This window comes from Corallococcus sp. 4LFB, from assembly GCF_046520365.1.
In the GTDB taxonomy this organism is placed as follows: Bacteria; Myxococcota; Myxococcia; order Myxococcales; family Myxococcaceae; genus Corallococcus; species Corallococcus caeni.
Genome location: NZ_JBKGHJ010000073.1, coordinates 1 through 22,994 on the forward strand (window position 1 = coordinate 1; position 22,994 = coordinate 22,994).

Genomic DNA, 22,994 nt, shown 5'->3' on the forward strand with positions numbered 1-22,994 from the left:
CGGGCGGGCGGGAGCCGGGCGCCTCCCGGTTGGGGGATCCCGCCGCCCAGCGTCAGATTGCCCACGCGCAGCGCGTCCGCATCGCGGCCGCGCTGGAGGTGTTCCAGCTGGAGACGGGCGCCCTCCCGGAGCGGCTGGATGCATTGGTGGATGCCGGATTGTTGCTTCCGGAGGAGCTGCGCTACCCGTGGCGGGAGGAGTACTATTACCGCCGCACGGCCGCCCGGCAGTTCATCCTCCTACCGCCCGTGCGCTAGCCCGCGGGCAGGCTCGCCGTCGTGAGATGGCGGGCGTGGGGGGAAGGGCGGCGTTAACTTGAGGGCGAGCGATCACTGAACGAGGAACGACGCGCATTGCGAAATCCCGCCACGCTGGAAGTGCCCGCCACTCGCGCTGAAACCACTCCCACCTCCGCCAAGGTGGACGTCCGTGACAACGAGACGACCCTGGCCCTGTGCGGAAACCAGAACGAAAACCTCAAGCTGATGGAGCGGCGCCTGGGGGTCCGGGTGGGGCAGCGCGGTACGGAGCTGCTCCTGTCGGGGCCCGCGGACGCCGTCGCCTTCGCCGTGCGCCTGGTGGAGAACCTGGAGGAGATGATCCGGGCCGGCCGCACCGTCTACCGGGAGGACGTGGAGCAGGCCATCAAGGTCCTGGGCCGCGGCTCGGAGTCGCTGCAGGAGGTCATGCTCGGCACCGTCCTCAAGAGCTCCGGCAACCGGCAGATCGCCCCCAAGAGCATCGCGCAGAAGCGCTACGTGGACGCCATCCGCGCCCACGACATCGTCTTCGGCGTGGGCCCCGCCGGCACCGGCAAGACGTACCTCGCCATGGCCATGGCGGTCGCCTCCCTCCAGGAGCGCAAGGTCAAGCGCATCATCCTGGCGCGCCCCGCCGTGGAGGCCGGTGAGAAGCTCGGCTTCCTGCCCGGCGACCTGGCGGAGAAGGTGAACCCCTACCTGCGCCCGCTCTACGACGCGCTGCACGACATGATGGCCGTGGAGCGCGCGCAGACCCTGGTGGAGCAGGGGGTGGTGGAGGTGGCGCCGCTCGCGTTCATGCGCGGCCGCACCCTCAACGACGCCTTCGTCATCCTCGACGAGGCGCAGAACACCACCGTGGAGCAGATGAAGATGTTCCTCACCCGCCTGGGCTACAACAGCAAGGCGGTCATCACCGGCGACGTGACCCAGGTGGACCTGCCCACGGGCAAGGCGTCCGGCCTGAACCACGCGCGCTCGGTGCTGAAGAACATCGACGGCATCCACTTCTCCGAGTTCTCCGACGTGGACGTCGTGCGCCACCCGCTGGTGCAGGAGGTCATCCGCGCCTACGAGCGCTCCGAGTCCTCCCAGAAGGAAGCCCAGGCCGCCCGCGAGGCCGCCGCCGAAGGCGCTGCCCCGGCGGACCGCTCCGAGGCCTGACGTCGTGACGTCGCACCCGCCACCCCCGCTCCCAGGCTCGCGCCGGGGCGGGGGTGGAGTCGCTGGGTGACGCACACCGCTGCCTGTTGGCTTACCCGCACTTTTCGCAGAGCGAACTGGCGTCCGGGCGGCGGCTGTCCCACCCTCACGAATTTTCCCCGTCACTGCTTCCTTCTAGGGAGCCTTGACGTCTTCGCAGGGTGAGGAGTTCCCCCATGGCCGATCCTGAATCACCAACCCCCGGGCCCAGTCCGCTGGACGCGCTCGCGGTCCGCCTGGGGCTGGGGCGCAGTGGGGATTGGGGCCGGCGCATCGTGCAGGGCCTGCTCCTGCTCGTCGTCTCCGTGGGCGCGGGCTTCGTCATCTCCCCCGGCCTCTACAGCCAGCAGATCCCGGCGCTCACCCAGGACAACGTGGGCAAGCCGTTCCGGGCCAACTCTCCCGCCGGCTTCAAGGCCGCGCGCGACTACGACATCGTCCACCAGTCGATGACGGAGCAGCGCCGCCGCGAGGCCCGGAGCGCCGTGCGCCCGGTGTACGACCTCAACCCGGCGGTGGTGGGCAACCTGCGCGCGTCCGTGCGCGCCGCCTTCGCCTCCGCGCGCGACCAGCTGGCGGAGGAGAAGGAGGCCCACGCCGACGAGGCCCCGCCGGAGGAAGGCGCGTCCAAGCGCCGCCGCCCCGCGCCGCCCACGCCGGAGGCCCTGGAGCGCCAGCGCCACGACCGCGAGGAGATGCAGGCCCGGTTCCTGGAGCAGCTCTTCGGCCAGCGGGACGCGGGCCTGGAGAACGAGGACTTCCAGGCGCTCGTCGCCAACGGCTTCTCGGAAGAGGCGGAGGCCGCCACCCTGGTGCTGCTCGACCGCGCCTACCGGGCGGACGGCAGCCAGGTGTACGTGGCCGGCTCGCGCGAGGAGCTGGTGCGGGAAGCGCCCCAGGGCCTCACCGTGCGCGACGTGCAGCACAAGAACGAGGACACGCTGCCCGCGGGTGCCTCGCAGGTGGTGGACATGCGGGAGGCGCACCAGGAGCTGGACCGGTTCGCCTCCGTGCCCGGCAACGTGCTGCCGGACGCCCCGGCGGTGCAGCGCCGCGCGGTGCTGCGAATCGCCAAGCGGCTCGTGCGCCCCAGCCTGACCATCAACATCGCGGAGACGGACCTGCGCCGCCGGCTCGCGGGCGACGCGGTGAAGGACGCCGTCATCTCCATCAAGAAGGGCCAGCGCGTCATCGGCGACGGCGAGCTCGTCAACGAAACGCACCTCGTCATGCTGCGCGGGATGCGCGCGCAGACGGACCGGCTGGACCTGCTCCAGCTCCAGGTGGGCGGCACGGGCCTGGTGGCCCTGCTGGTGGTGGCCTTCTACGGCTTCTGCCGCGCGGCCTTCCGCCGCTTCCGCCCCACGCGCAAGGACGGCATGCTGCTGGGCCTGCTGCTGGTGGGCCTGCTGGGCCTGCTCCAGGTCTGGGTGTCCATCGCGGACGCGGTGCAGGACCGCTACACGGCGCTGCCCATTGAAGCGTTCTATTACGCCTTCCCGGTGGCGGCGGGCGCCATGCTGGTGCGCTTCATCCTCACGCAGGAGCTGGCGCTGTTCTTCGCCATGGTGTTCGCGTGCCTCGTGGGCGTGATGCTGGGCAACTCGCTGGCGTTTGGCATCTACACGCTGGTGGGCTCGCTGGTGGCGGCGGACCGCATCGTCAAGGCGAAGGACCGCGTGGGCATCTTCCGCGCGGGCCTCGTCACGGGCATCGCCAACCTCATCGGGGTGCTGTTCCTGTTCCTCGTGGAGGGCAAGGGCCTGGCCGGGGACACCCTCGTCACCGCGCTGTGCGCGTTCTTCGGCACCGCGCTGGCCGTGCCGGTGATGGTGATGGCGCTGACGCCGCTCATCGAGGCCACGTTCGGCTACGCGTCGGACATCAAGCTGCTGGAGCTGGCGAACCTGAACCACCCGGCGCTCAAGGAGCTCATCGTCCAGGCGCCCGGCACGTACCACCACTCCATCATCATCGGCACGCTGGTGGAGAACGCGGCGGAGACGATTGGCGCCAACCCGCTCCTGGCCCGCTCGTGCGCGTACTACCACGACATCGGGAAGGGCCGGAACCCGCTCTACTTCGGGGAGAACCAGAAGGGGGAGAACCGGCACGACGGCCTGGCGCCCGCGATGAGCGCGGTCATCATCAAGCGCCACGTGACGGAGGGCCTGGAGATGGCGCGGCAGTACCGCCTGCCCAAGCTGGTGGCGGACGCCATCCCCCAGCACCACGGCACGCGCACGGTGGGCTTCTTCTTCCACAAGGCCCTGAAGGAGCAGGAGGGCAAGGAAGGCGCGCCCCCCATCGACGAGAGCATCTACCGCTACCCGGGCCCCAAGCCGCAGTTCCGCGAGGCGGCGCTGGTGATGATCGCCGACGCGGTGGAGGCCTCCACGCGCTCCATGCCGGACCCCACCAGCGCGAAGCTCCAGGCGCAGGTGCAGAAGATCATCAACATCATCTTCTCCGAGGGCCAGCTCGACGAGTGCGACCTGACGCTCAAGGACCTGAACCTCATCGCCCAGTCCTTCCTGCACACGCTGGAGGGCATCTACCACACGCGTCCCGTCTACCCGGCGGGCGCCATGGGTGGGGGCAAGGCCGGGGGCGCGCCGCTGATGATGGCGCCCGCGCCCGCCAAGACGGAAGCGAAGGACTCGAAGGTGCGAACGGCGGGCATGTCATGAGCCGCAAGGTGGAGGGCGTGAAGCTGCGCAAGGGCAAGGTGATTCCGCGGGACGACGGCAAGCGCATCGAGGAGTTCGTCGGCGTCGCGAGCACGCAGACGGAGTCCGCGTCGGTGGCGCGCATGCGGGCCCCGCCGGGCTGGAGCGAACCGGCGCAGACGCCGGAGTTCGACGAGGTGGTGCTCGTGCTCACGGGCGAGCTCACCCTCGTGGTGGACGGCAAGCGCGAACGCATTGGCGCGGGCGAGGTGGGGCTGGTGCCGCGCGGAAAGCGCGTCGTGTACCGCAACGACAGCCAGGGCGCGTGTGACTACTGGTCCGTCTGCGCGCCGGCGTTCCGCGTGGAGCTGGCCCACATCGAGAAGCCGGAGCCCAGGGCGAAGGCCTCGGACAATCAGGTGACGGTGCAGGTGGCGCACGGACAGGGCGAGGACTACGAGCGCCTGCTCACCACCTGGGGCCGCGACTACTTGAAGCGCCTGGGGCTCACCGGCTGCGAGCTGTCCTTGTCGCTCGTGGGGGACCGGGCCATCCGCCGGCTCAACCGCACCTGGCGCCAGAAGGACAAGGCCACGGACGTGCTGTCCTTCCCCGCGGGGGACCAGCCCAAGGGCACGCCGGGCCCGCGCCCGCTGGGCGACGTGGTCATCTCCCTGGACACGGCGAAGCGGCAGGCGAAGGAGTACGGCCGCACGCTGGAGTCGGAGATGGGCCGCTACCTGGCGCACGGCCTGCTGCACCTCTTGGGGCACGACCATGAGAAGCCGCGCGACGCCAAGCGCATGGCCGCCCTGGAGGAGCAGCTTTTGGGCGAGCGGGGCATGGTGGCGGACTCGCTGACCATCGACTCGCGCGCCGCCGGGCGAAGCTCATCTGAAACCCCGCCGGGGGGCTTGCGGCCTCCCGTGTCTCGTGTTGGATGGAACGATGCCCCGCCTGTCGTCTCTCATCGTCGCAAGCCTGCTGGGTCTCCTGCTGACCGCGTCCTCCGCGCGCGCCGCGTCGGTGCCGCCGTGGGGCACGGGCGAGAGCCGGGGCGAGGACCTGTCCATCTGGCTGGTGACCTTCAGCCCCGGCGACGACGTCTTCTCCTGGTGGGGCCACGGCTCGCTGGTGGTGGAGGACCGCGCCCGCAACATGCAGCGGCTCTACAACTACGGGATGTATTCGTTCGACGACCAGACGGTGGTGCGCTTCGCCAAGGGCCGCCTGGAGTTCTGGGTCGGTGAGTCGAGCGTCAACGGCACCTTCCGCTTCTACAAGTCGGAGGGGCGCGACGTGCGCGTGCAGGAGCTCAACCTCACGCCCGAGCAGCGCGTGACGGTGGCGAAGAAGCTGGCGGACAACGTGCTGCCGGAGAACCGCGACTACCTCTACGAGCACTACAGCGACAACTGCGTGACGCGGCTGCGCGACATGATCGACGTGGCCGTCGGCGGCCAGCTGTCGGACGCGGAGAAGGCCCCGGCCCGCATGACGCTGCGCGAGCACACGCGGCGCTACACCGCGGTGAGCCCGCCCATGAGCTTCCTGCTCGACTTCATGATGAATGACTCCATCGACAAGCCCATCACCCGCCGCGAGGAGGCCTTCCTCCCGGACGAGCTGGAGCAGCAGGTGGCGGAGCTGAAGGTGCCGGGCCCGGACGGCAGGCCCGTGCCGCTGGTGGAGAAGCAGTGGGACTACTACGCGTCCTCCCGTCCCCGGCCCCCCGCGCGGCCGCCGGCCTTCGGCCCGTACATCCTCGCGCTGGGGGTGCTCCTGGGCGGCGCCGCCCTGGGGCTGGCCGCGTGGGAGCGCAGGGGCAGCCGCGCGGCGCGCATCCTCCTGGGCCTGGAGAACGTGGTGGTGGGGCTGGTGCTGGGCATCCCGGGGCTGGCGCTCGTCATCATGTGGGTGGGCACGAACCACGTCGTCACCCACCACAACGAAAACCTCTTCCTGGCCAACCCCCTGACGCTGCTGGCCGTGCCGTACGGCCTGCGCCTCACCTGGAACAGCGCGAAGGCGCGGGCGCGGCTCAAGTGGGTGTGGGGCCTGCTCGCGGCCACGGGCGCGCTGGGGCTGGTGCTCAAGGTGCTGCCCTGGTTCGACCAGGACAACTGGCGCGCCATCGCGCTCATCCTGCCCATCTCCCTGGGCATGGCCGGCGCCTTCTGGCTGGACCGGCTGCGGGCGCTCGTGCCAGGAACGGCGCGCACGCAGCCCCGTCAGGATGCGCCGGTGTCCTCGCTCAAGGCCTCCTGAAACACCCCGGCATTCCCCACTGTTTTGAACCGAAGGAGACGACGAACACCATGGCCAACGATTCGATGGAGAAGATCCAGTCCTTGAAGGAGCGCCTCAACGCGCTCCGGGGGCATCTTTGACCTCGACCGCAAGCGGTCCCGCATCGCGCTGATTGAACGTGACTCCACGCAGCCCGGCTTCTGGGATGACAACACCAAGGCCCAGGCGCTCCTGAAGGAGAAGTCCACGCTGGAGGCCAGCGTGGGCGCCTTCGACAAGACGCTGCGCGGGCTGGACGACGCGCAGACGCTGCTGGAGCTGGCGGCGGAGATGAACGACGAGGCGAGCGCGCAGGAGGCCGAAGGCTCGCTCGCGTCGCTGGAGGCGGAGGTCGCGAAGCTGGAGCTGGCGCGGATGCTCTCCGGGCCCCAGGACCACAGCAACTGCTTCATGGACATCAACCCGGGCGCGGGCGGCACGGACTCCATGGACTGGGCCGCCATGCTCATGCGCATGTACACGCGCTACGGTGAGACGAAGGGCTGGAAGGTCGAGATCAGCGACGCGCTGCCAGGGGAAGAGGCGGGCTTCAAGAACGTCTCGCTGCGCATCGAGGGCGAGAACGCCTACGGCTACCTCAAGGCGGAGGTGGGCGTGCACCGGCTCGTGCGCATCAGCCCCTTCGACGCCAACGCGCGCCGGCAGACGGCCTTCGCGTCCGTGGACGTGTACCCGGAGGTCGACGACAGCATCCAGATCGATCTGCCGGAGAAGGACTACGAGCTGAAGTTCATCCGCGGCAGTGGCGCGGGTGGCCAGAAGGTCAACAAGACGTCGTCCACGGCGCAGCTGCGGCACCTGCCCACGGGCATCATGATCACCTGCCAGACGGAGCGCTCGCAGTCGGCCAACAAGGACATGGCCTTCCAGATCCTGCGCGGCCGCCTGTACGAGCTGGAGATGAAGAAGCGCGATGCCGAGCGCGACGCGGCGGAGGCGGCCAAGAAGGACATCTCCTTCGGCTCGCAGATCCGCAGCTACGTGCTGGCGCCGTACCGCATGGTCAAGGACCTGCGCACCGGCATCGAGACGGGCAACGTGGACAAGGTGCTGGACGGCGACCTGGACGAGTTCGTCACCGCGCAGCTCCTGGGCGTGAAGAACCCCAACCGCAACGCCTCCGCGGACTAAGGCAGGCTCCGGCGGCCCTGTCCGGACGCCTCCCACACCCCTCCCGGGCCCCACGGCCGGGAGGGGTTTTTCGTGCCCGGGAACCTTTTTCGCGGGGCCGGTGTCAGGGGGGCGGGGCAGGGTGGTGCGGTAGGCTGGAGTGGGCCTTACACGGGAGGCGCGGGTGTCACCGGGCGGAGTGCTCGACGTCGGACAGCAGGCCCTGGCCACCAAGGCCGCCGCCGACCCGCGTCGCGAGGCCGCCCGCCGCGAGGAACAGGCGCTGCTCGCCCGGCTGCGGCGCGGGGACCCGGAGGCCTTCGAGTCCCTGGTGCGCGAACACCAGGACCGCCTCTACGACTTCTGCTTCCGCATGGTGGGGGACCGCGAGGAGGCCCACGACCTGGTGCAGGAGATCTTCGTCAGCGTGCACCAGCACGTCCGGCGCTTCCGCGAGGACGCGCGCCTGTCCACGTGGCTGTTCCGCGTCTCCAAGAACCACTGCCTCAACCGGCTGAAGTACCTCCAGCGCCGGGGGCGCGGCCGCTCGGAGGTCTACGACGAGGTGAGCGCCGCCGCCATCGCGGAGGGCGGAGGTGCCCCGCCGCAGCCGGACGCCGCCCTGGACGTGGCGCGCGAGCGGGCCCGGGTGCAGCGGGCCATTTCCCAACTGGACCCGGATGCGCGCATGCTGGTGGCGCTGCGCGACATCGAGGGCCTGAGCTACGACGAGATTGTCGACATCACCGAGCTGCCCGAGGGGACCGTGAAGAGCCGGCTCCACCGGGCACGCGAGAAGCTGGCGGACCTGCTGGGGCGCTTCGAACCATGAGCGGCGGCGGGTGGAGGTCAACGGACGTGGAACCGCGTTTGGATCACCGTGAGGCGAGGGCGCTGTTCCTGGCGCTCGCCGACGAAGCGCTGCCCGCCGCCCAGGAACAGGCGGTGCGCGGCCACCTGGACGGCTGCGAGGAGTGCCGCCAGGGGTGGGACCGGTACGCCCGCACCGTGGAGCGCGTGCGCTCGGTGGAGCGGGAGAAGGCTCCGCCCGCGCTCGCCTCGCTCGTGGCGGGCCGCGTGCGCCGCCAGCGCCGCTTCGGCCTGCGCGGGCTGCACCTGGCCCACGCCAACCACCGCTTCCCGGTGGAGATCCTCGTCCCGCTGCTCCTGGCCGCGGCGGTGGGCGCATTTCTCTTGATGTCTTCCTGAAGCAGAACGGCCTCCCTGATGCGTTGCGTCCCGGGGGCCGCTTGGCTAGCGTGCCGCGCCTTTCACGAGAGCGCGTCATGGCCGAGACCGATAACAAGACCCCCCCAGGCGACAAGAGCGGTGAAGCGGCGGATCTCGGCTCCAAGGAGCAGGAGATCTACCAGCAGCGGTTGGACAAGGCCGCGAAGTGGCGTGAGGCCGGGTTCAACCCCTACGGCAACGGCTACGCCCCCAGGCACCGGGCCGCGGACATCCTGGCCACGCACGCGAACCACTCCATGGAGGACCTGGAGAAGGACGCCCCCGTCTACGACGTCGCCGGCCGCATCGTGGCCATGCGCTCGTTCGGCAAGGCCGCGTTCATCAAGCTGCGCGACCGCACCGGGGAGATTCAGGCGCACGTGAAGAAGGACGCGCTGGGGGACCTCTATGAGGTCTTCAAGCAGTGCGACCTGGGGGACTTCGTCGCGGTGGAGGGCCCCATCTTCCGCAGCAAGACGGGGGAACTCTCCCTGTCCGCCACGAAGTTCGTGCCCCTCACCAAGTCCCTGCGCCCCCTGCCGGAGAAGTGGCACGGCCTCACGGACGTGGAGGTGCGCTACCGCCAGCGCTACCTGGACCTCGTCTCCAACCCGGACGTGAAGCAGGTCTTCCTGAAGCGCAGCAAGCTGGTGAAGTTCATCCGGAGCTTCCTCGACGGGCGCGACTTCGTCGAGGTGGAGACCCCGATGATGCACCCGCTGGTGACGGGCGCGGCGGCGCGGCCGTTCGTCACGCACCACAACACGTACGACATCGACCTCTTCATGCGCATCGCGCCCGAGCTCTACCTGAAGCGGCTCGTGGTGGGCGGCATGGAGCGCGTCTACGAAATCAACCGCAACTTCCGCAACGAGGGCATCAGCACCCGGCACAACCCGGAGTTCACGATGCTGGAGTTCTATCAGGCGTACGCCACGTACGTGGACCTGATGGACCTCACGGAGGAGATGCTCTCGGAGGCCTCCCGCCACGTCACCGGCGACTCCAAGGTGAAGTACGGTGAGCACACGGTGGACTTCGGCAAGGGCTGGAAGCGCATCCCCATGCCGGAGGCCATCCGCGAGGCCGTCCCCGGCCTGTCCGACAAGGACATGGTGGACGTGGACCGCCTGCGTCACGAGCTGCTCAAGACGGTGCACTCGGAGGTGGAGCGCCGCGCCGTGGACGCCATGAACCACGGCGAGCTGGTGGGCGCCCTCTTCGAGGCCCACGTCGAGCACACGCTCATCCATCCCACCTTCATCACCCAATATCCCACCGCCGTCTCCCCGCTCGCCCGCCGCAACGACCAGAACCCGGAAGTCACGGACCGGTTCGAGCTCTTCGTCGCGGGCCGGGAAATCGCCAACGCCTTCTCCGAATTGAACGACCCCCTGGACCAGAAGGGCCGCTTCCAGGCCCAGCTGGACGCGAAGCAGCGGGGCCAGCAGGAGACGATGGACTACGACGAGGACTACATCCGCGCCCTGGAACACGGCATGCCGCCCACGGCCGGTGAGGGCATCGGGATTGATCGCGTCGCCATGTTGTTCACGGACGCGGCCAGCATCCGCGACGTGATTCTTTTTCCCCTCCTCAAGCCGCTGGCGAAGTAGCCACGAGGCCTCGTGCACCCCGCCGAACGGCAGACCGACTATCGCTGGCCCCTCCTGTGGGCAGGCGCCCTCGTGGCCCTCGTGGGAGCCATCCTCCTGGGGGTGGCCATCTCCGAGTCCGAGGCGTGGGCCGAGGTGGCCGGCGCCCTGGGCCTCTCCTTCGTGGGGTGGGGCGGCTCGTCCATTCCTTCGACGCCGGGGCGCTCGCCCTGGGCGCCCAGAAGACGGCGGCCGTGGCCGGCCCCAAGGCGCTGGTCGCCGGGACGCTCGTCTGGCTGGCCGGCTGGGGGCTCATCGCCGCCGGCATCCGCCGCGCGCCGGCCTCCGCTGAAGGGCCCAGCCCCGCCGCGGGCGCGCCCCTGTACCCCCGCCTGGCGCGCTACCGGGACTTCTACTGGAGCACGCTGGGCGCCTATGGCGGCGGCATCCTCCTGGCGGAGCTGGTGCTGCTGCTGCTGCAGACCGTCCTCTCCAGCGGCGTGCCGTCCGACCTGGGCGGCGCGGCGCGCGAGGCGAGCGGGGGGCTGTCCCTGCCCCCCACCATCGCCTTCGCCATCGCGTTCATCGTGAGCATGGGCGTGGCATTCGCGTCCGGCTTCGTGGGCGCGTCCCGGGCGCAGCGGCTGTCCTTCCCGGAAGCCACCATCGGCGTGTTCTACCTGGGCCTGCCGGTGCCCATCCTCCTGTCGCTGATGGAGCGCGTGCCGTCGCTGCAGCTGGCGCTGGGCTACCGGCTGCGGGAGGTGACGTACGTCGCGGGGCTCATCGGCCGGCCGGAGCTGGCGTACTGGCTCGTCCTCGCCGCGCTGGTGCTGGCGCTCATCCTGGGCATCAACACGGGCTTCATCGCGGCGGGCAGCGGCCGGGTGGACCTGCGGCTGGGCTTCGAGCTCTTCGTCGCGCGCCGGCACGTGGCGGTGTTCCGCCCGTCGCTGCTCCTGGGCGCGCTCGCGGTGCTGATGTTCGGCATCATCCCGCCGCTCATCGTCTACTTCATCATCCGCGGGGCGGAGGCCGCCGTGGAGCGCACGCGCGTCAAGGCCCTGGGCCTGGCGGATCCGCTCGCCGCCGCGTCCGCGCAGCACCGGATGAAGCTGCACGAACAGTCCCCCACCATGATGATGACCGCGCTGTCTGTGGGCGGCGTGGGCGTGGGCGTGATGGCGCTCATCATCGTGCTCAGCGTGATGAGCGGCTTCGAGGCCGACCTCCAGCAGAAGATATTGGGCACCAACGCGCACGCGGTGGTGTCGCGCTACGCCGGGGACCTGCCGGACTACGACAAGGTGATGCAGCAGGTGAAGCGCGTGCCCGGCGTGGTGGGCCAGACGCCCTTCATCATCAACCAGGTGATGATCGCCTCCGAGGGCAACGTCGACGGCGTCATCATCAAGGGCATCGACCCGAAGTCGGTCGGCTCGGTGACGGACCTGCCGCAGAACATCCTGCCCGGCGGCGACCTGGAGCACCTGGAGCACCCCGCGCGCATCCTCCCCAGCAGCGCGGTGGAGGACGCGCAAGGCAAGAGCGACGCGGAGGAAGACCCCATCATCGGCAAGCCCTCCAAGCCGGCGAAGCCCACGGTGCTCCCGGGCATCATCATCGGCCGCGAGCTGGCCGCCTCCCTGCGCGTGGTGGTGGGGGACCGGGTGAACGTCGTCTCCCCGCTCGGCACGGAGCTGGGCCCCACGGGCCCCATCCCCAAGAGCCGCGCGTTCCGGGTGGCGGGCGTCTTCTACTCGGGCATGTACGAGTACGACTCCAAGTTCGTCTACATCCTGCTCAAGGAAGCGCAGGACTTCTTCGCCGTGAAGGGCGCCACCGGCATCGAGCTGAAGGTGGCGGACATCGACGACGCGCGCCGCATCTCCAACCAGGTGGTGCGCGTGCTGGGCGGCTACCCGTACCGGGCGCGCGACTGGGGGGAGATGAACAAGAACCTCTTCTCCGCGCTGCGCCTGGAGAAGCTGGTGATGGGCATCATCCTGTCCATCATCATCATCGTCGCCGCGGGCCTCATCGTCGCCACGGTCATCATGCTGGTGCTGGAGAAGCGCAAGGAGATCTCCGTCCTCAAGGCGCTGGGCGTCCCGGACGGCGGCATCGTGAAGATCTTCCTCGCCGAAGGCCTCCAGATTGGCGTGGCCGGCGGCGTGCTGGGCCTGTTCTCCGGCCTGGCGTGGTGCCTCTTCATCGAGAAGGTCGGCATCAAGCTGGACCCCGAGGTCTATTACATCCCCGCGCTGCCGGTGCGCATCGAACCGGTGCAGACGGCGCTGGCGGTGATCATCGCGGTGCTCGTCACCTACCTGGCGTCCATCTACCCGGCCCTCAAGGCGAGCAGCGTGGAACCGGTGGAAGGTCTGAAGGCGGAGTAGCCATGGCGCTGTTGTCCATCCGCAACGTCTTCAAGAGCTACTTCCTGCACGGCAAGCGCATTGACGTGCTGCGCGGCGTGTCGCTGGACATCCAGTCCGGAGAGCTCGTCTCCATGATTGGCGCGTCCGGCGCGGGCAAGAGCACCTTCCTGCACGTGCTGGGCACGCTGGACGCCCCCGCCGCCGGTGAAGTCCTCTTCGACGGCCGGTCCGTCTTCTCCATGAACGACGCGGAGATCGCCGAGTTCCGCAACCGCACCATCGGCTTCGTCTTCCAGAGCCACTACCTGCTGCCGGAGTTCACCGCCCTGGAGAACGTGGCCATGCCCGCGCTCATCCAGCGCAGGGACCGCGGCCCCGCCTACGCCTACGCCCGCGAGCTGCTGGAGCGCGTGGGCCTGGGCAGCCGCGTGGACCACCGCCCCGGGGAGCTGTCCGGCGGCGAGGCCCAGCGCGTGGCCCTGGCGCGCGCCCTGGTGCTCAAGCCCGCGGTGCTGCTCGCGGACGAGCCCACCGGCAACCTGGACCCGACGACGGGCGAGGGCATCCACCAGCTGCTCCGGGACGTCAACCGGGACCTGGGCATCACCGCCGTCGTCGTCACGCACAACGAGACGCTTGCTCGCTCCATGCCCCGCCGCCTGAGACTGGCCGGCGGGCAGGTGTCGGAGGCCTGATGGCCGCTCGCTTTTGGATTGAGGGGGCCTCCCCCCATCCCGTACATTGCCCCGCCTTTTCCTGGCCGGACTGCACTTGAGGCTCACCGTTCTGCGCAAGTCATTGCTCCCGCTGCTGGCGGTCGCCCTGTGGGCGCTCGGGCCGCTTCCTGCCCACGCCCAGGTGGACGTGGACGCGGGCTCGCCCGCCGTCGTCCCCCCGTCCTCCCCCCGCCGCCACGCCCGTGCTACCCCCGGACGCGGGCACCCCCGCGGGCGGCGACGCGCCGCTGGCCACCTCTCCGGACGACGAGGACACGAACGTGTCCCCCTCGGACCGCGTCGTGGAGGTCCGCATCGAGGGCAACCGCCGCGTGGAGTCCGAGGCCATCCGCCGCGTGCTGCGCACGAAGGTCGGCGACCCGCTGACGCGCACCGCGGAGGACCTCCGCGCCATCTGGGCCCTCGGCTACTTCTCGGACGTGCAGCTGCTCGCGCAGCGCATGGCCAACGGCATCGCCTACGTGGTGCGCGTGGTGGAGCGCCCCACCATCCGGTCCGTGAAGCTCCAGGGCAACGAGGAGCTCAGCGCGGAGGACCTGAAGGAGCAGCTGGAGCTTCGGGCCGGCACCATCCTCGACATCGAGGCCGTGCGCGCCACGCAGAAGAAGATCCAGGAGAAGTACGTCGAGAAGGGCTACTTCCTGGCGGAGGTGACGTACCGGCTGGAGCCGGTGGAGGGCGGCGCCGCGGTCAACGTCGTCTACGTCATCAACGAGCACTCGAAGGTGATGGTGAAGCAGATCATCCTCCAGGGCGCGGAGAAGGTGTCCCCGGAGGAACTCAAGGCGACGATGATCACGAAGGAGGGCGGCTTCCTGTCCTTCTTCACCGGCGAGGGCACCTACCGCGAGGAGGCCTTCCAGCGCGACCTCGCCGTCATCCAAATCGCCTACTACGACCGCGGCTTCATCAACGTGCGCGTGGACAAGCCCACCGTGCAGCTGTCCGCGGACAAGCGAGACATCTACATCACCCTGCACATCACCGAGGGTGAGGCGTACGACATCGGGAAGATCGACTTCGCGGGCGACCTGGAGCGCCCGCCGGAGGAGCTGCTGAAGTTGATGAAGTCGCGCCCGAAGGAGCGCTTCAACCGCGGCCAGCTCTCCACGGACATCTCCGCCATCTCCGACGTGTACTTCGACAAGGGGTACGCGTACGCCAACATCAACCCCGTCACCTCCGTGAACGCGGAAGACCGGACGGTGGACCTCACCTTCGACATCCAGAAGGGCCCGCTCGTCAACATCGAGCGCATCGACGTCGTCGGCAACACGAAGACGCGCGACAAGGTCATCCGCCGCGAGCTGCGCGTCTACGAGGGCGAGCTCTACAACGGCACCGGCGTGAAGCGCAGCCGCGAGCGCGTCACCGCGCTGGGCTTCTTCGAGAACGTCGAAATCACCCAGCACCCGGGCAGCACCGACAACGCCATCGTGTTGCAGGTGGAGGTGAAGGAGAAGGCCACCGGCACCTTCCAGGTGGGCCTGGGCTTCTCCAACGTGGAGAACTTCATCTTCACGGCCCAGGTGTCGCAGAACAACTTCCTCGGCTGGGGCCAGAGCGTGTCCGCGTCCGCGCAGATTTCAGGCCTGCGCTCCCTGGTCCAGCTGTCGTTCTACGACCCGTACTTCCTGGACACGAACTACCTGCTGTCCGCGGAGTTCTTCCGCGTCCAGGCGGACTACGAGGGCTTCATCCGCAACTCCACGGGCGGCACCATCTCCCTGGGCCGCCAGCTGGTGGACGACGTGCTGGCCACGGTCGGCTACTCGCGCGAGTACGTGGACGTGCAGGCGGGGCAGGGCATTGGCGCGGTGCTGCTCGCCAACCAGTTCCAGTCCGGCGTCACCAGCGCGCTGCGCCTGTCGGTGTCCTTCGACCGGCGCGACAACCGCCTCTTCCCGTCGCGCGGCTTCATCCACTACGGCTCGGTGGAGACGGCGCCCTCGTTCCTGGGCGGCACGTTCCTCTTCAACCGCTACACCGCCTACTCGCGCCTGTACTTCCCCATGCCCCTGGGCTTCGTCTTCAAGACGAACGCCACGCTGGGCTACGTGCAGCAGCTGGACTCCAGCAAGCCGCTGCCCATCAGCGAGCTCTACTACGTGGGCGGCATCAACACGATCCGCGGCTACTACCTGCGCAGCATCAGCCCCACGCTGCTCGTGCCGCGCGCGGACAACCCGGACGCCAACGTCACCGAGTTCCGGGTGGGCGGCAACAAGCAGCTCATCTTCAACTTTGAACTGGAATTCCCCATCTTCGAAAAGGCCGGCCTGCGCGGCGTCATCTTCTACGACGCGGGAAATGCCTTCGGCTCCAACGAGCGGTTCTTCGAGGACCGGCAGAACAAGCTGCCCCTGGGCCTCTTCCACTCCGCGGGCTTCGGCTTCCGCTGGTTCTCGCCCATCGGGCCCCTGCGCTTCGAGTGGGGTATCCCGCTGACCAAGCGGCCTTCGGATGACCCCATCCTGTTCGAGTTCACGATCGGTAACTTCTTCTGATAGGCATTGACCCCAAGGCCTTCCCGGCCCTTTCGCCTCCGCCCCTGTCCGGGCGGAAGTGAACAGGCCGGGAGGGTGGACGTCGGAGCCTGCAGCACCCTTTTCAGGAGCCTCACCCATGTCGCTTCGAAGCAATCTGGCGGTCGCCGCCGCTGTCCTGTCGCTCGCCCTCCCGGTTGCCGCTTCGGCCGCCGAACTCAAGGTGGCCTACGTCGACCTGCAGCGCGTGCTGCTGGAGGTGGATGACGGCAAGGCCGCCAAGGCCCGCCTCCAGAAGTGGCTGGAGGACCGCCAGAAGGAGATCGACAAGGAGCAGGACGCGCTGCGCAAGGAGAAGGAGACCCTGGACAAGCAGGCCAGCGCCATGAGCGAGGCCACGCGCACCCAGAAGGCCACCGAGCTCCAGAAGAAGGTGATGGAGCTGGCGCAGAAGTACGAGCGCAGCCGCGCCGAGGCCGCCAACAAGGAGCGCCAGGAGATGGAGCCCATCATCAACCGCATCGACCAGGTCATCGCGTCCATCGCGGACCGGGACGGCCTGGGCCTGGTGCTGGACAAGCGCGACTCCGGCATCGTCTTCGCGCTGTCCCAGTACGACATCTCCAACGAGGTCGTGCGCAGCTACAACAACGGCAAGAAGTCCGCCGCGCCGGTGGCCAAGGACGCCCCGGTCAAGAAGTAGGCGTCGGACACCCCCGTGCCCTCCGCATCCACCGCGCACCGGCTGGGGGATATCGCCGCCCACGTCCGGGGTGAGCTCCTCGGCGACCCCGGGCTCCTCGTCCATGGCCTGAACGGCCTGGAGGAGGCAGTGCCCGGGGAGGTGTCGTTCTACGGCAACCCCCGCTACCGCCGGCAGTTCGAGGCCACCCGCGCCTCGGCGGTGCTGGTGGGGATGGATGCCGCCGCTCGCGACGGCGTGGCCTGGTGCGGGTGACCAACCCCCACCTGGCCTACGCGAAGCTCCTCACCCTGTTCCACCCGGCCACCCGGCCCGCGGCGGGCATCCACCCGGCCGCCCACGTCCACCCGGAGGCCACGGTGCACCCGGAGGCCACGGTGAAGGCCGGGGCGGTGGTGGAGAAGGGCGCCCGCGTCGGCGCCCGCACGGTGCTGCACCCCGGCGCCTACGTGGGCGAGGACGCGCGCGTCGGCGACGACTGCGTGCTCTACCCGCACGCCACGGTGCGCGAGCGGTGCGTGGTGGGCTCGCGCGTCATCCTGCACGCCTCGTCGGTGGTGGGCGCGGACGGGTTCGGCTTCGCCTTCGACGCGGAAGGGGAGGACGGCCCCCGGCACTTCAAGATTCCCCAGGTGGGCATCGTCCGCATCGAGGACGACGTGGAGGTGGGCGCCTGCACCTGCATCGACCGCGCGACGGTGGGTGAAACGGTGGTGGGCCAGGGGACGAAGCTCGACAACCTGGTGCAGATCGCTCACAACGTGCGCGTGGGCCCGCTGTCGCTCATCTGCGCGCAGGCGGGCGTGTCGGGTTCGGCGGAGGTGGGCACCGGCGTGGTGCTCGCGGGGCAGGTGGGCGTGGTGGGCCACATCCGCGTGGGGGACCTGGCCAAGGTGGGCGCGCAGTCCGGCGTCGCCCACGACGTCGCGGACGGGCAGGTCGTCAGTGGCAGCCCCGCCATCCCCCACAAGGACTGGCTTCGCGCCAGCGCCGCGTCGGGGCAGCTGGCGGACCTGCTCAAGGAAGTGCGCGCCCTTCGCAAGAGGGTGGAGCTGTTGGAGAAGGAGAAGGGCGGATGATGGACATTGGCGAGATCCAGGCGCTGCTGCCGCACCGCTACCCGTTCCTCCTGGTGGACCGGGTGGTGGAAATCGTGCCGGGCCAGAAGCTCACGGCCTACAAGAACGTCACCATCAACGAGCCCTTCTTCAACGGCCACTTCCCGGGGCACCCGGTGATGCCGGGCGTGCTCATCCTGGAGGCGCTCGCCCAGGCCACGGCCATCCTTGCGTACAAGACGGAAGCCATGGACCCGTCGCGGCTCGTGACGTACCTCATGGGCGTGGACAACGCGCGCTTCCGCAAGCCGGTGGTGCCCGGGGACCGGCTCCAGCTGGACATCGAAGTCATCCGCCACAAGGGCGCCATCTGGAAGACCCGGGGCCTGGCGTCGGTGGATGGCGCCAAGGTGGCGGAAGGGGAGTTCCTCGCCACCGTGGTGGACAAGAACAAGGCCGCCAAGGGCGACGAGAGCGCGGCGCCGTAGGGCGCGTCACACGCGCTGCTGAGGAGAGAAGGACATGGCGCAGGTTCATCCCACCGCGGTCGTCCATCCGGGAGCCCGGCTCCACGACACCGTGGAGGTGGGGCCGTTCTCGGTCATCGGGCCCCAGGTCGTCATCGGCGCGGGCACCCGCATCGGGCCGCACGTCGTCATTGAAGGCCGCACCACGCTCGGGGAGCGCAACCACCTCTTCCAGTTCTGTTCGGTGGGCGCGGCGCCCCAGGACTTGAAGTACGCGGGCGAGGACACGGAGCTCGTCATCGGTGACGAGAATCAAATCCGCGAGTTCGTCACGGTGAACCTGGGCACGGTGGCCGGCGGCGGGGCCACGCGCCTGGGCCACCGCAACCTGCTGCTCGCCAACAGCCACATCGCGCACGACTGCGTCGTGGGCAACGAGGTCCTCCTCGCCAACGGGGCCGCGCTCGCGGGCCACGTCACCGTGGAGGACTCGGTGAAGATCTCGGGCCTCGTCGCGGTGCACCAGTTCACCCGGCTGGGGCGCTACGCGTTCATCTCCGGCGGCTCCATGGTCACCATGGACGTGCCCCCGTACTGCACCGTGCAGGGGGACCGGGCCACGCTGGTGGGCCTCAACGTCGTGGGCCTGGAGCGCGGCGGCTTCACCGAGGAGCAGATTGGCCGCGTGAAGGAGGCCTACCGCATCCTCTTCCGCTCCAAGCTGGGCCTGCAGGAGGCGCTCGCGCAGCTTCGCGGGGAGCTCTCCGCTCACCCGGAAGTGGAGCACCTGGTGCGGTTCGTGGAGACGAGCAAGCGCGGCGTCACGCGCTAGGCCCTTTCGCGAGGGAACGGAGTGCAGCGCGTGGAGCGCATCGGCCTCATCGCCGGCAACGGCCAGCTTCCCTTCCTCTTCGCGCGGGCCGCCCGCGCGCGCGGCCTGGAGGTGGTGGTGGCCGCGCACCGGGGAGAGACGGACCCGGCGCTGGAGCGGGAGGTCGCCCACTTCGCCTGGGTGCGCGTGGGGCAGGTGGCCCGCATCCAGAAGGTGTTCCTCCAGGAGGGCGTCACCCGGGCGGCCATGGCGGGCGGCATCGGCCGCGTGCGCGCGCTCACGGAGGCCCGGCCGGACCTGGGCGCGGTGCGCATCATCTCCCGCCTGCGCAGCTTCCGGGACGACGCGCTGTTGCGCGCGGTGGCCGCGGACTTCGAGGAGAAGGGCATCACCATCATCGCGCCCACGGACTTCCTGGGCGAGGTGCTGTGCCCCGAAGGGCACCTGGCCGGCCCCACGCTGAAGCCCGCGCAGGAGAAGGACGTGGCCCTGGGCCGCGAGGTGGCGGTGCTCCTGGGGCAGGCGGACGTGGGCCAGACGGTGGTGGTGCGCGACGGCCACGTGCTGGCGCTGGAGGCCGTGGAGGGCACCGACGAGACCATCCGCCGGGGGGCGAAGCTGGGCGCCCCGGGCCCTCGGTGGTGAAGCGCTGCAAGCCGGAGCAGGACCTGCGCTTTGATTTGCCCGCCGTGGGCCCGCGCACGCTGGAGGTCATGGCGGAGGCGGGGGCCCGGGTGCTGGCGCTGGAGGTAGGGCGCACGGTGCTGCTGGACGCACCCGCCCTCTTCGCGGGGGCCACCGCGCGGGGCATCACCCTGGTGGGCGTGCGGTAGGCTTCGCGGGAATCCGTTCCCCCGGGCTGGAGTTGCCTTCCCACCTCCCCCGCGACGCCGAGGCCGACGCCGCATGTCCGTTCGACTCCTACCTCTCGTGGCCCTGCTGGGCCTGCCGTTGCCCGCCTTCGCGGAGGCCATCCGGGTCTCGCTGGAGGGCAAGGCGGCGCTGGGCGAGGGCGTGCCCGCGCTGCTCATCCACATCGAGGAGCCCATCGCCGGCTTCGAGGTGAAGCTCCAGCGCAGCGACGGCAAGGCGGTGGAGCTCAAGGGGGGCGGCAAGCCGGGCCTCACCCGCCGCCTCGCCCTGGAGCAGCCGGAAGGGAAGTTCCACTACGAGGGCGAGCTCACCGTGCGGTTCCCGGACGGCGCGGAGCCCGGCACCCTGCCGCTGTCCTTCGACACGGAGCTGAACGGCCCGCTGAAGCTGGAGGTGCGCCCCGAGGACGTGGACGTGCCCGGGCGCAAGCTGCGCTTCACGCTGTCCCGCCCGGCCGCGAAGACGGAGGTCACGGTGAGGATGGACACCGGCAAGACGGCCTTCGCGGGCGACGTGGACTTCAAGGGCGCGCCCGCGGGCACGCCCCTGGAGGTGAAGTGGCTGCCGGCGGAGGGCAAGGTCATGCACATCCGCCTGCGCGCCTACGACACCTCCGACTTCTACACCGGCGTGGACCTCTACCCGTGGCAGGTGGACATCCCGCACGAGGAGGTGACCTTCGCCTCCGGCCGCTCGGACGTTCCCCCGGCGGAGAAGGGCAAGCTGGACGCCAGCTACAAGAGCATCGCGGACGCGCTGAACAAGTATGGGCGCTGGGCGTCGCTGCGCCTGTACGTGCTCGGGCACACCGACACGGTGGGCAGCACGGCCGACAATCGCGAGCTGTCACTCAAGCGGGCGAGGAGCATCGCGTCCTACTTCCGCCAGCGCGGCCTGAAGGTGCCAGTGTTCTACGAGGGCTTTGGTGAGCAGTCCCCGGCGGTGCCCACGCCGGACGAGACGGCGGAGGCGGGCAACCGCCGCGCCGAGTACATCATCGCGGTGGAGGACCCGTCCTTGACGAACGCGCCCTTCACCCCTCGCTGGCGCAAGCCTTGAGGTGTCACATGCTGGAACTTCCTCGCATCCGTTGGGCGCTCGCCGTGGCGGGCCTGGGCTTGCTGGGGACGGTGGGCTGCGTGCGCACCGTGCCGTACGCGCAGCGCGTGGAGGCGGAGGACGAGAAGTGCACGCTCCTCCAGGCGCTGCTGCGCCAGCCCGCGCCCGCGCAGGCCATCCAGAAGTTCGTCGCGGAGGGCAAGGAGGAGAGGGCCCCCGTGGTCGTCTACGTGCGCCGCCCGGAGGAGGCCACGCTGGAGCGCTTCTTCACCGGCGACACCCAGTGCGCGAACGACCAGTTCAAGGTCGTGCAGGAGAACGTGGTGGACGCGGTGGTGGTGTACCTGCAGGAGGTCCAGGGCGGCTACGCGTACGACGCGCAGCGCTCCAGCCCGGAGCACCTCACCATGGACGGCCGCCCCCAGGGCACCGTGCGCAAGGCCGGCGCCGTGTGGGTGGCGGGCGCGGACGTTATTTGAGCAGGTCCTTCGCCCCGTCCGCGATGAACTGCACCGCGATGGCGGCCAGGATGAGGCCGGACACGCGCTCCAGGATGGCGACGCCGGACTGCCGCAGCACCCGCTGCACCAGGCTGGACGCGTTGAGGATGAAGTAGGTCGACGTGAAGGTGAGCACCACCGCGGCCACCACCGGCAGCGCGGAGACGAAGGACGTCCCGGAGCGCGCCATCAGCACCATGGCCGTGGCGATGGCGCCCGGCCCCGCGAGCAGCGGAATCGCCAGCGGGACGATGGCCACGTCGTCCTTCACCACGCCCTCTTCCTCCTCCGTGGGGCTGGTGCGCGTGGACGACGGACGGGCGCGCAGCATGTCCAGGGAGGTGATGAGCAGCAGGATGCCGCCCGCCACGCGGAAGGCGCCCAGCGACACCGCGAACACCTGGAAGATGACCCGGCCGAAGACGGCGAAGAAGAGCATCAGCCCGCACGCCACCAGACAGGCGCGCAGGGCGGTGCTTCGGATCTGCTGCTTGGTGTCCCCCGCCGTCATCGCCAGGAACAGCGGCACGACGCCAATGGGGTCCACCACGAAGAAGATGGCGGACAGCGACACGAGGAAGGTGGAAACCATTCCGGACATCGACATGGCGGCTAGACCGTGAAGCGCAGCTTCCACACCATGCCCAGCGCCTCGACGAAGATCTTCTTGTTCATCTTCGAGTGCCCCACGCGCCGGTCCTCGAACACGATGGGGACCTCGCGCACGGTGAAGCCCTTGCGCAGGGTGCGGTAGGTCAACTCAATCTGGAACGCGTACCCGGTGCTGCGCACCTCGTCCAGGTGGATGCTCTCCAGCACGCGGCGGTGGAAGCACTTGAAGCCGCCGGTGAGGTCGCGCACGTCCACGCCCAGGATGCTGCGCGCGTAGAGCGAACCGCCGCGGCTGATGATCTTCCGGCCCACGCCCCAGTTCACCGTGCCGCCGCCCGCCACGTAGCGCGAGCCCAGCACCAGGTCCGCGCCACCTTCGGCGGCGTCCAGGAAGGTGGGCAGGTAGCGCGGGTCGTGGCTGAAGTCCGCGTCCATCTCCAGGATGTACGTGTAGCCCTCGGCCAGGGCCCACCGGAAGGCGGCCAGGTACGCGCGGCCCAGGCCCTCCTTCTTCTCGCGGTGCAGCACCCGCACGCGTGGGTCCTTCGCGGCCAGCGCGTCCGCGAGCTGCCCCGTCCCGTCGGGCGAGTTGTCGTCGACGACGAGGATGTCCACACGGGGGTCCGCCGCCAGCACCGCCTGGGTGATGGGGCCGATGTTGTCCCGCTCGTTGTAGGTGGGGATGCAGACCAGCGCACGGTTCATGACCCGGCGGACATACCCCAAACCCGGCGCCGGAACAGCAGAACCGGCGCCAACCCGGTCGGTTCTGACGCCTCAGGTGACAGCGCGCGGGGGCAGCAGCTCCAGCACCGTCTCGGCCGCGCGGTGGGCGGCCCCTACCTCGCCCAGGCGCCCGCGCACCTCGGCCAGGCCCTGGACCATGGCGTCGCGGGGCTCGCCCGGCAG

Annotated in this window: 17 protein-coding genes and 5 pseudogenes; 19 read left to right on the forward strand and 3 right to left on the reverse strand. The window is 69.8% G+C overall.

Annotated elements, in window-relative coordinates; all coding sequences use genetic code 11:
* The 19 genes and pseudogenes from ACLEQD_RS10845 to ACLEQD_RS10935 form a co-directional block, all read left to right on the forward strand.
* Positions 1–257: pseudogene (locus ACLEQD_RS10845) on the forward strand (response regulator); the annotation flags it as partial.
* 96 nt (positions 258–353) lie between these two features.
* Positions 354–1,424, forward strand: coding sequence for a PhoH family protein (locus ACLEQD_RS10850; RefSeq protein WP_410383445.1), 1,071 nt, complete (start codon positions 354–356; stop codon positions 1,422–1,424).
* A 215-nt stretch (positions 1,425–1,639) separates the two neighbouring features.
* A complete protein-coding gene (locus ACLEQD_RS10855) occupies positions 1,640–4,153 on the forward strand; it encodes an HD family phosphohydrolase (RefSeq protein WP_410383446.1) in 2,514 nt (837 codons plus the stop codon).
* Positions 4,150–5,010, forward strand: a pseudogene (gene ybeY, locus ACLEQD_RS10860) (rRNA maturation RNase YbeY); the annotation flags it as partial. The gene ACLEQD_RS10855 and the pseudogene ybeY, both read left to right, overlap by 4 nt.
* Before the next feature lie 70 nt (positions 5,011–5,080).
* Positions 5,081–6,400 (forward strand): DUF4105 domain-containing protein, encoded by a 1,320-nt coding sequence (locus ACLEQD_RS10865; protein ID WP_410383447.1) that lies wholly within the window; start codon positions 5,081–5,083, stop codon positions 6,398–6,400.
* A 50-nt stretch (positions 6,401–6,450) separates the two neighbouring features.
* Positions 6,451–7,573 (forward strand): peptide chain release factor 2 gene (gene prfB, locus ACLEQD_RS10870; protein ID WP_410383448.1). Its coding sequence is split into 2 segments (ribosomal slippage): positions 6,451–6,519 and positions 6,521–7,573, totalling 1,122 coding nucleotides; the frame shifts between segments, so codons are not numbered across the junction.
* Positions 7,574–7,736: 163 nt separating this feature from the next.
* Positions 7,737–8,384, forward strand: coding sequence for an RNA polymerase sigma factor (locus tag ACLEQD_RS10875; RefSeq protein ID WP_410383449.1), 648 nt, complete (start codon positions 7,737–7,739; stop codon positions 8,382–8,384).
* The gene (locus tag ACLEQD_RS10880) at positions 8,381–8,761 is read left to right on the forward strand and encodes an anti-sigma factor family protein (RefSeq protein WP_410383450.1); all 381 of its coding nucleotides are present in this window, start codon (positions 8,381–8,383) and stop codon (positions 8,759–8,761) included. The genes ACLEQD_RS10875 and ACLEQD_RS10880 overlap by 4 nt, the downstream gene beginning before the upstream one ends.
* A gap of 77 nt (positions 8,762–8,838) precedes the next feature.
* On the forward strand, positions 8,839–10,398 hold the full coding sequence (lysS, locus tag ACLEQD_RS10885; protein WP_410383451.1) for a lysine--tRNA ligase: 1,560 nt from the start codon (positions 8,839–8,841) through the stop codon (positions 10,396–10,398).
* Between the two features lie 233 nt (positions 10,399–10,631).
* Positions 10,632–12,776 (forward strand): FtsX-like permease family protein, encoded by a 2,145-nt coding sequence (locus tag ACLEQD_RS10890; protein WP_410383452.1) that lies wholly within the window; start codon positions 10,632–10,634, stop codon positions 12,774–12,776.
* Positions 12,777–12,778: 2 nt separating this feature from the next.
* Entirely contained in the window at positions 12,779–13,453 is a 675-nt protein-coding gene (locus ACLEQD_RS10895; protein ID WP_410383453.1) for an ABC transporter ATP-binding protein, read from the forward strand.
* 224 nt (positions 13,454–13,677) lie between these two features.
* Positions 13,678–16,002 (forward strand): outer membrane protein assembly factor BamA, encoded by a 2,325-nt coding sequence (bamA, locus tag ACLEQD_RS10900; protein WP_410383454.1) that lies wholly within the window; start codon positions 13,678–13,680, stop codon positions 16,000–16,002.
* A gap of 118 nt (positions 16,003–16,120) precedes the next feature.
* On the forward strand, positions 16,121–16,684 hold the full coding sequence (locus ACLEQD_RS10905) for an OmpH family outer membrane protein (RefSeq protein WP_410383455.1): 564 nt from the start codon (positions 16,121–16,123) through the stop codon (positions 16,682–16,684).
* A gap of 15 nt (positions 16,685–16,699) precedes the next feature.
* A pseudogene (gene lpxD / locus ACLEQD_RS10910) lies at positions 16,700–17,763 on the forward strand (UDP-3-O-(3-hydroxymyristoyl)glucosamine N-acyltransferase).
* Positions 17,760–18,230: a 3-hydroxyacyl-ACP dehydratase FabZ gene (gene fabZ / locus ACLEQD_RS10915; protein ID WP_353536626.1), complete on the forward strand. Its 471-nt coding sequence runs from the start codon at positions 17,760–17,762 to the stop codon at positions 18,228–18,230. The pseudogene lpxD and the gene fabZ overlap by 4 nt, the downstream one beginning before the upstream one ends.
* 34 nt (positions 18,231–18,264) lie before the next feature.
* Positions 18,265–19,041 (forward strand): acyl-ACP--UDP-N-acetylglucosamine O-acyltransferase, encoded by a 777-nt coding sequence (gene lpxA / locus ACLEQD_RS10920; RefSeq protein ID WP_410383456.1) that lies wholly within the window; start codon positions 18,265–18,267, stop codon positions 19,039–19,041.
* A 30-nt stretch (positions 19,042–19,071) separates the two neighbouring features.
* Positions 19,072–19,874: pseudogene (locus ACLEQD_RS10925) on the forward strand (LpxI family protein).
* Between the two features lie 73 nt (positions 19,875–19,947).
* Positions 19,948–20,973, forward strand: a complete 1,026-nt coding sequence (locus ACLEQD_RS10930) for an OmpA family protein (RefSeq protein WP_410383457.1) — start codon at positions 19,948–19,950, stop codon at positions 20,971–20,973.
* An 8-nt stretch (positions 20,974–20,981) separates the two neighbouring features.
* Positions 20,982–21,452 carry a hypothetical protein gene (locus ACLEQD_RS10935; RefSeq protein ID WP_410383458.1) on the forward strand — a complete coding sequence of 157 codons (471 nt, stop codon included), beginning with the start codon at positions 20,982–20,984 and terminating at the stop codon, positions 21,450–21,452.
* Here the strand turns inward: ACLEQD_RS10935 and ACLEQD_RS10940 are convergent.
* The 3 genes and pseudogenes from ACLEQD_RS10940 to ACLEQD_RS10950 form a co-directional block, all read right to left on the reverse strand.
* Positions 21,445–22,074, reverse strand: a complete 630-nt coding sequence (locus tag ACLEQD_RS10940; RefSeq protein ID WP_410383459.1) for a MarC family protein — start codon at positions 22,072–22,074, stop codon at positions 21,445–21,447. The two genes, ACLEQD_RS10935 and ACLEQD_RS10940, sit on opposite strands and share 8 nt — an antisense overlap.
* Before the next feature lie 11 nt (positions 22,075–22,085).
* The gene (locus ACLEQD_RS10945) at positions 22,086–22,790 is read right to left on the reverse strand and encodes a polyprenol monophosphomannose synthase (RefSeq protein WP_410383460.1); all 705 of its coding nucleotides are present in this window, start codon (positions 22,788–22,790) and stop codon (positions 22,086–22,088) included.
* 72 nt (positions 22,791–22,862) lie between these two features.
* Positions 22,863–22,994 (reverse strand): annotated as a pseudogene (locus tag ACLEQD_RS10950) (lipid-A-disaccharide synthase); the annotation flags it as partial.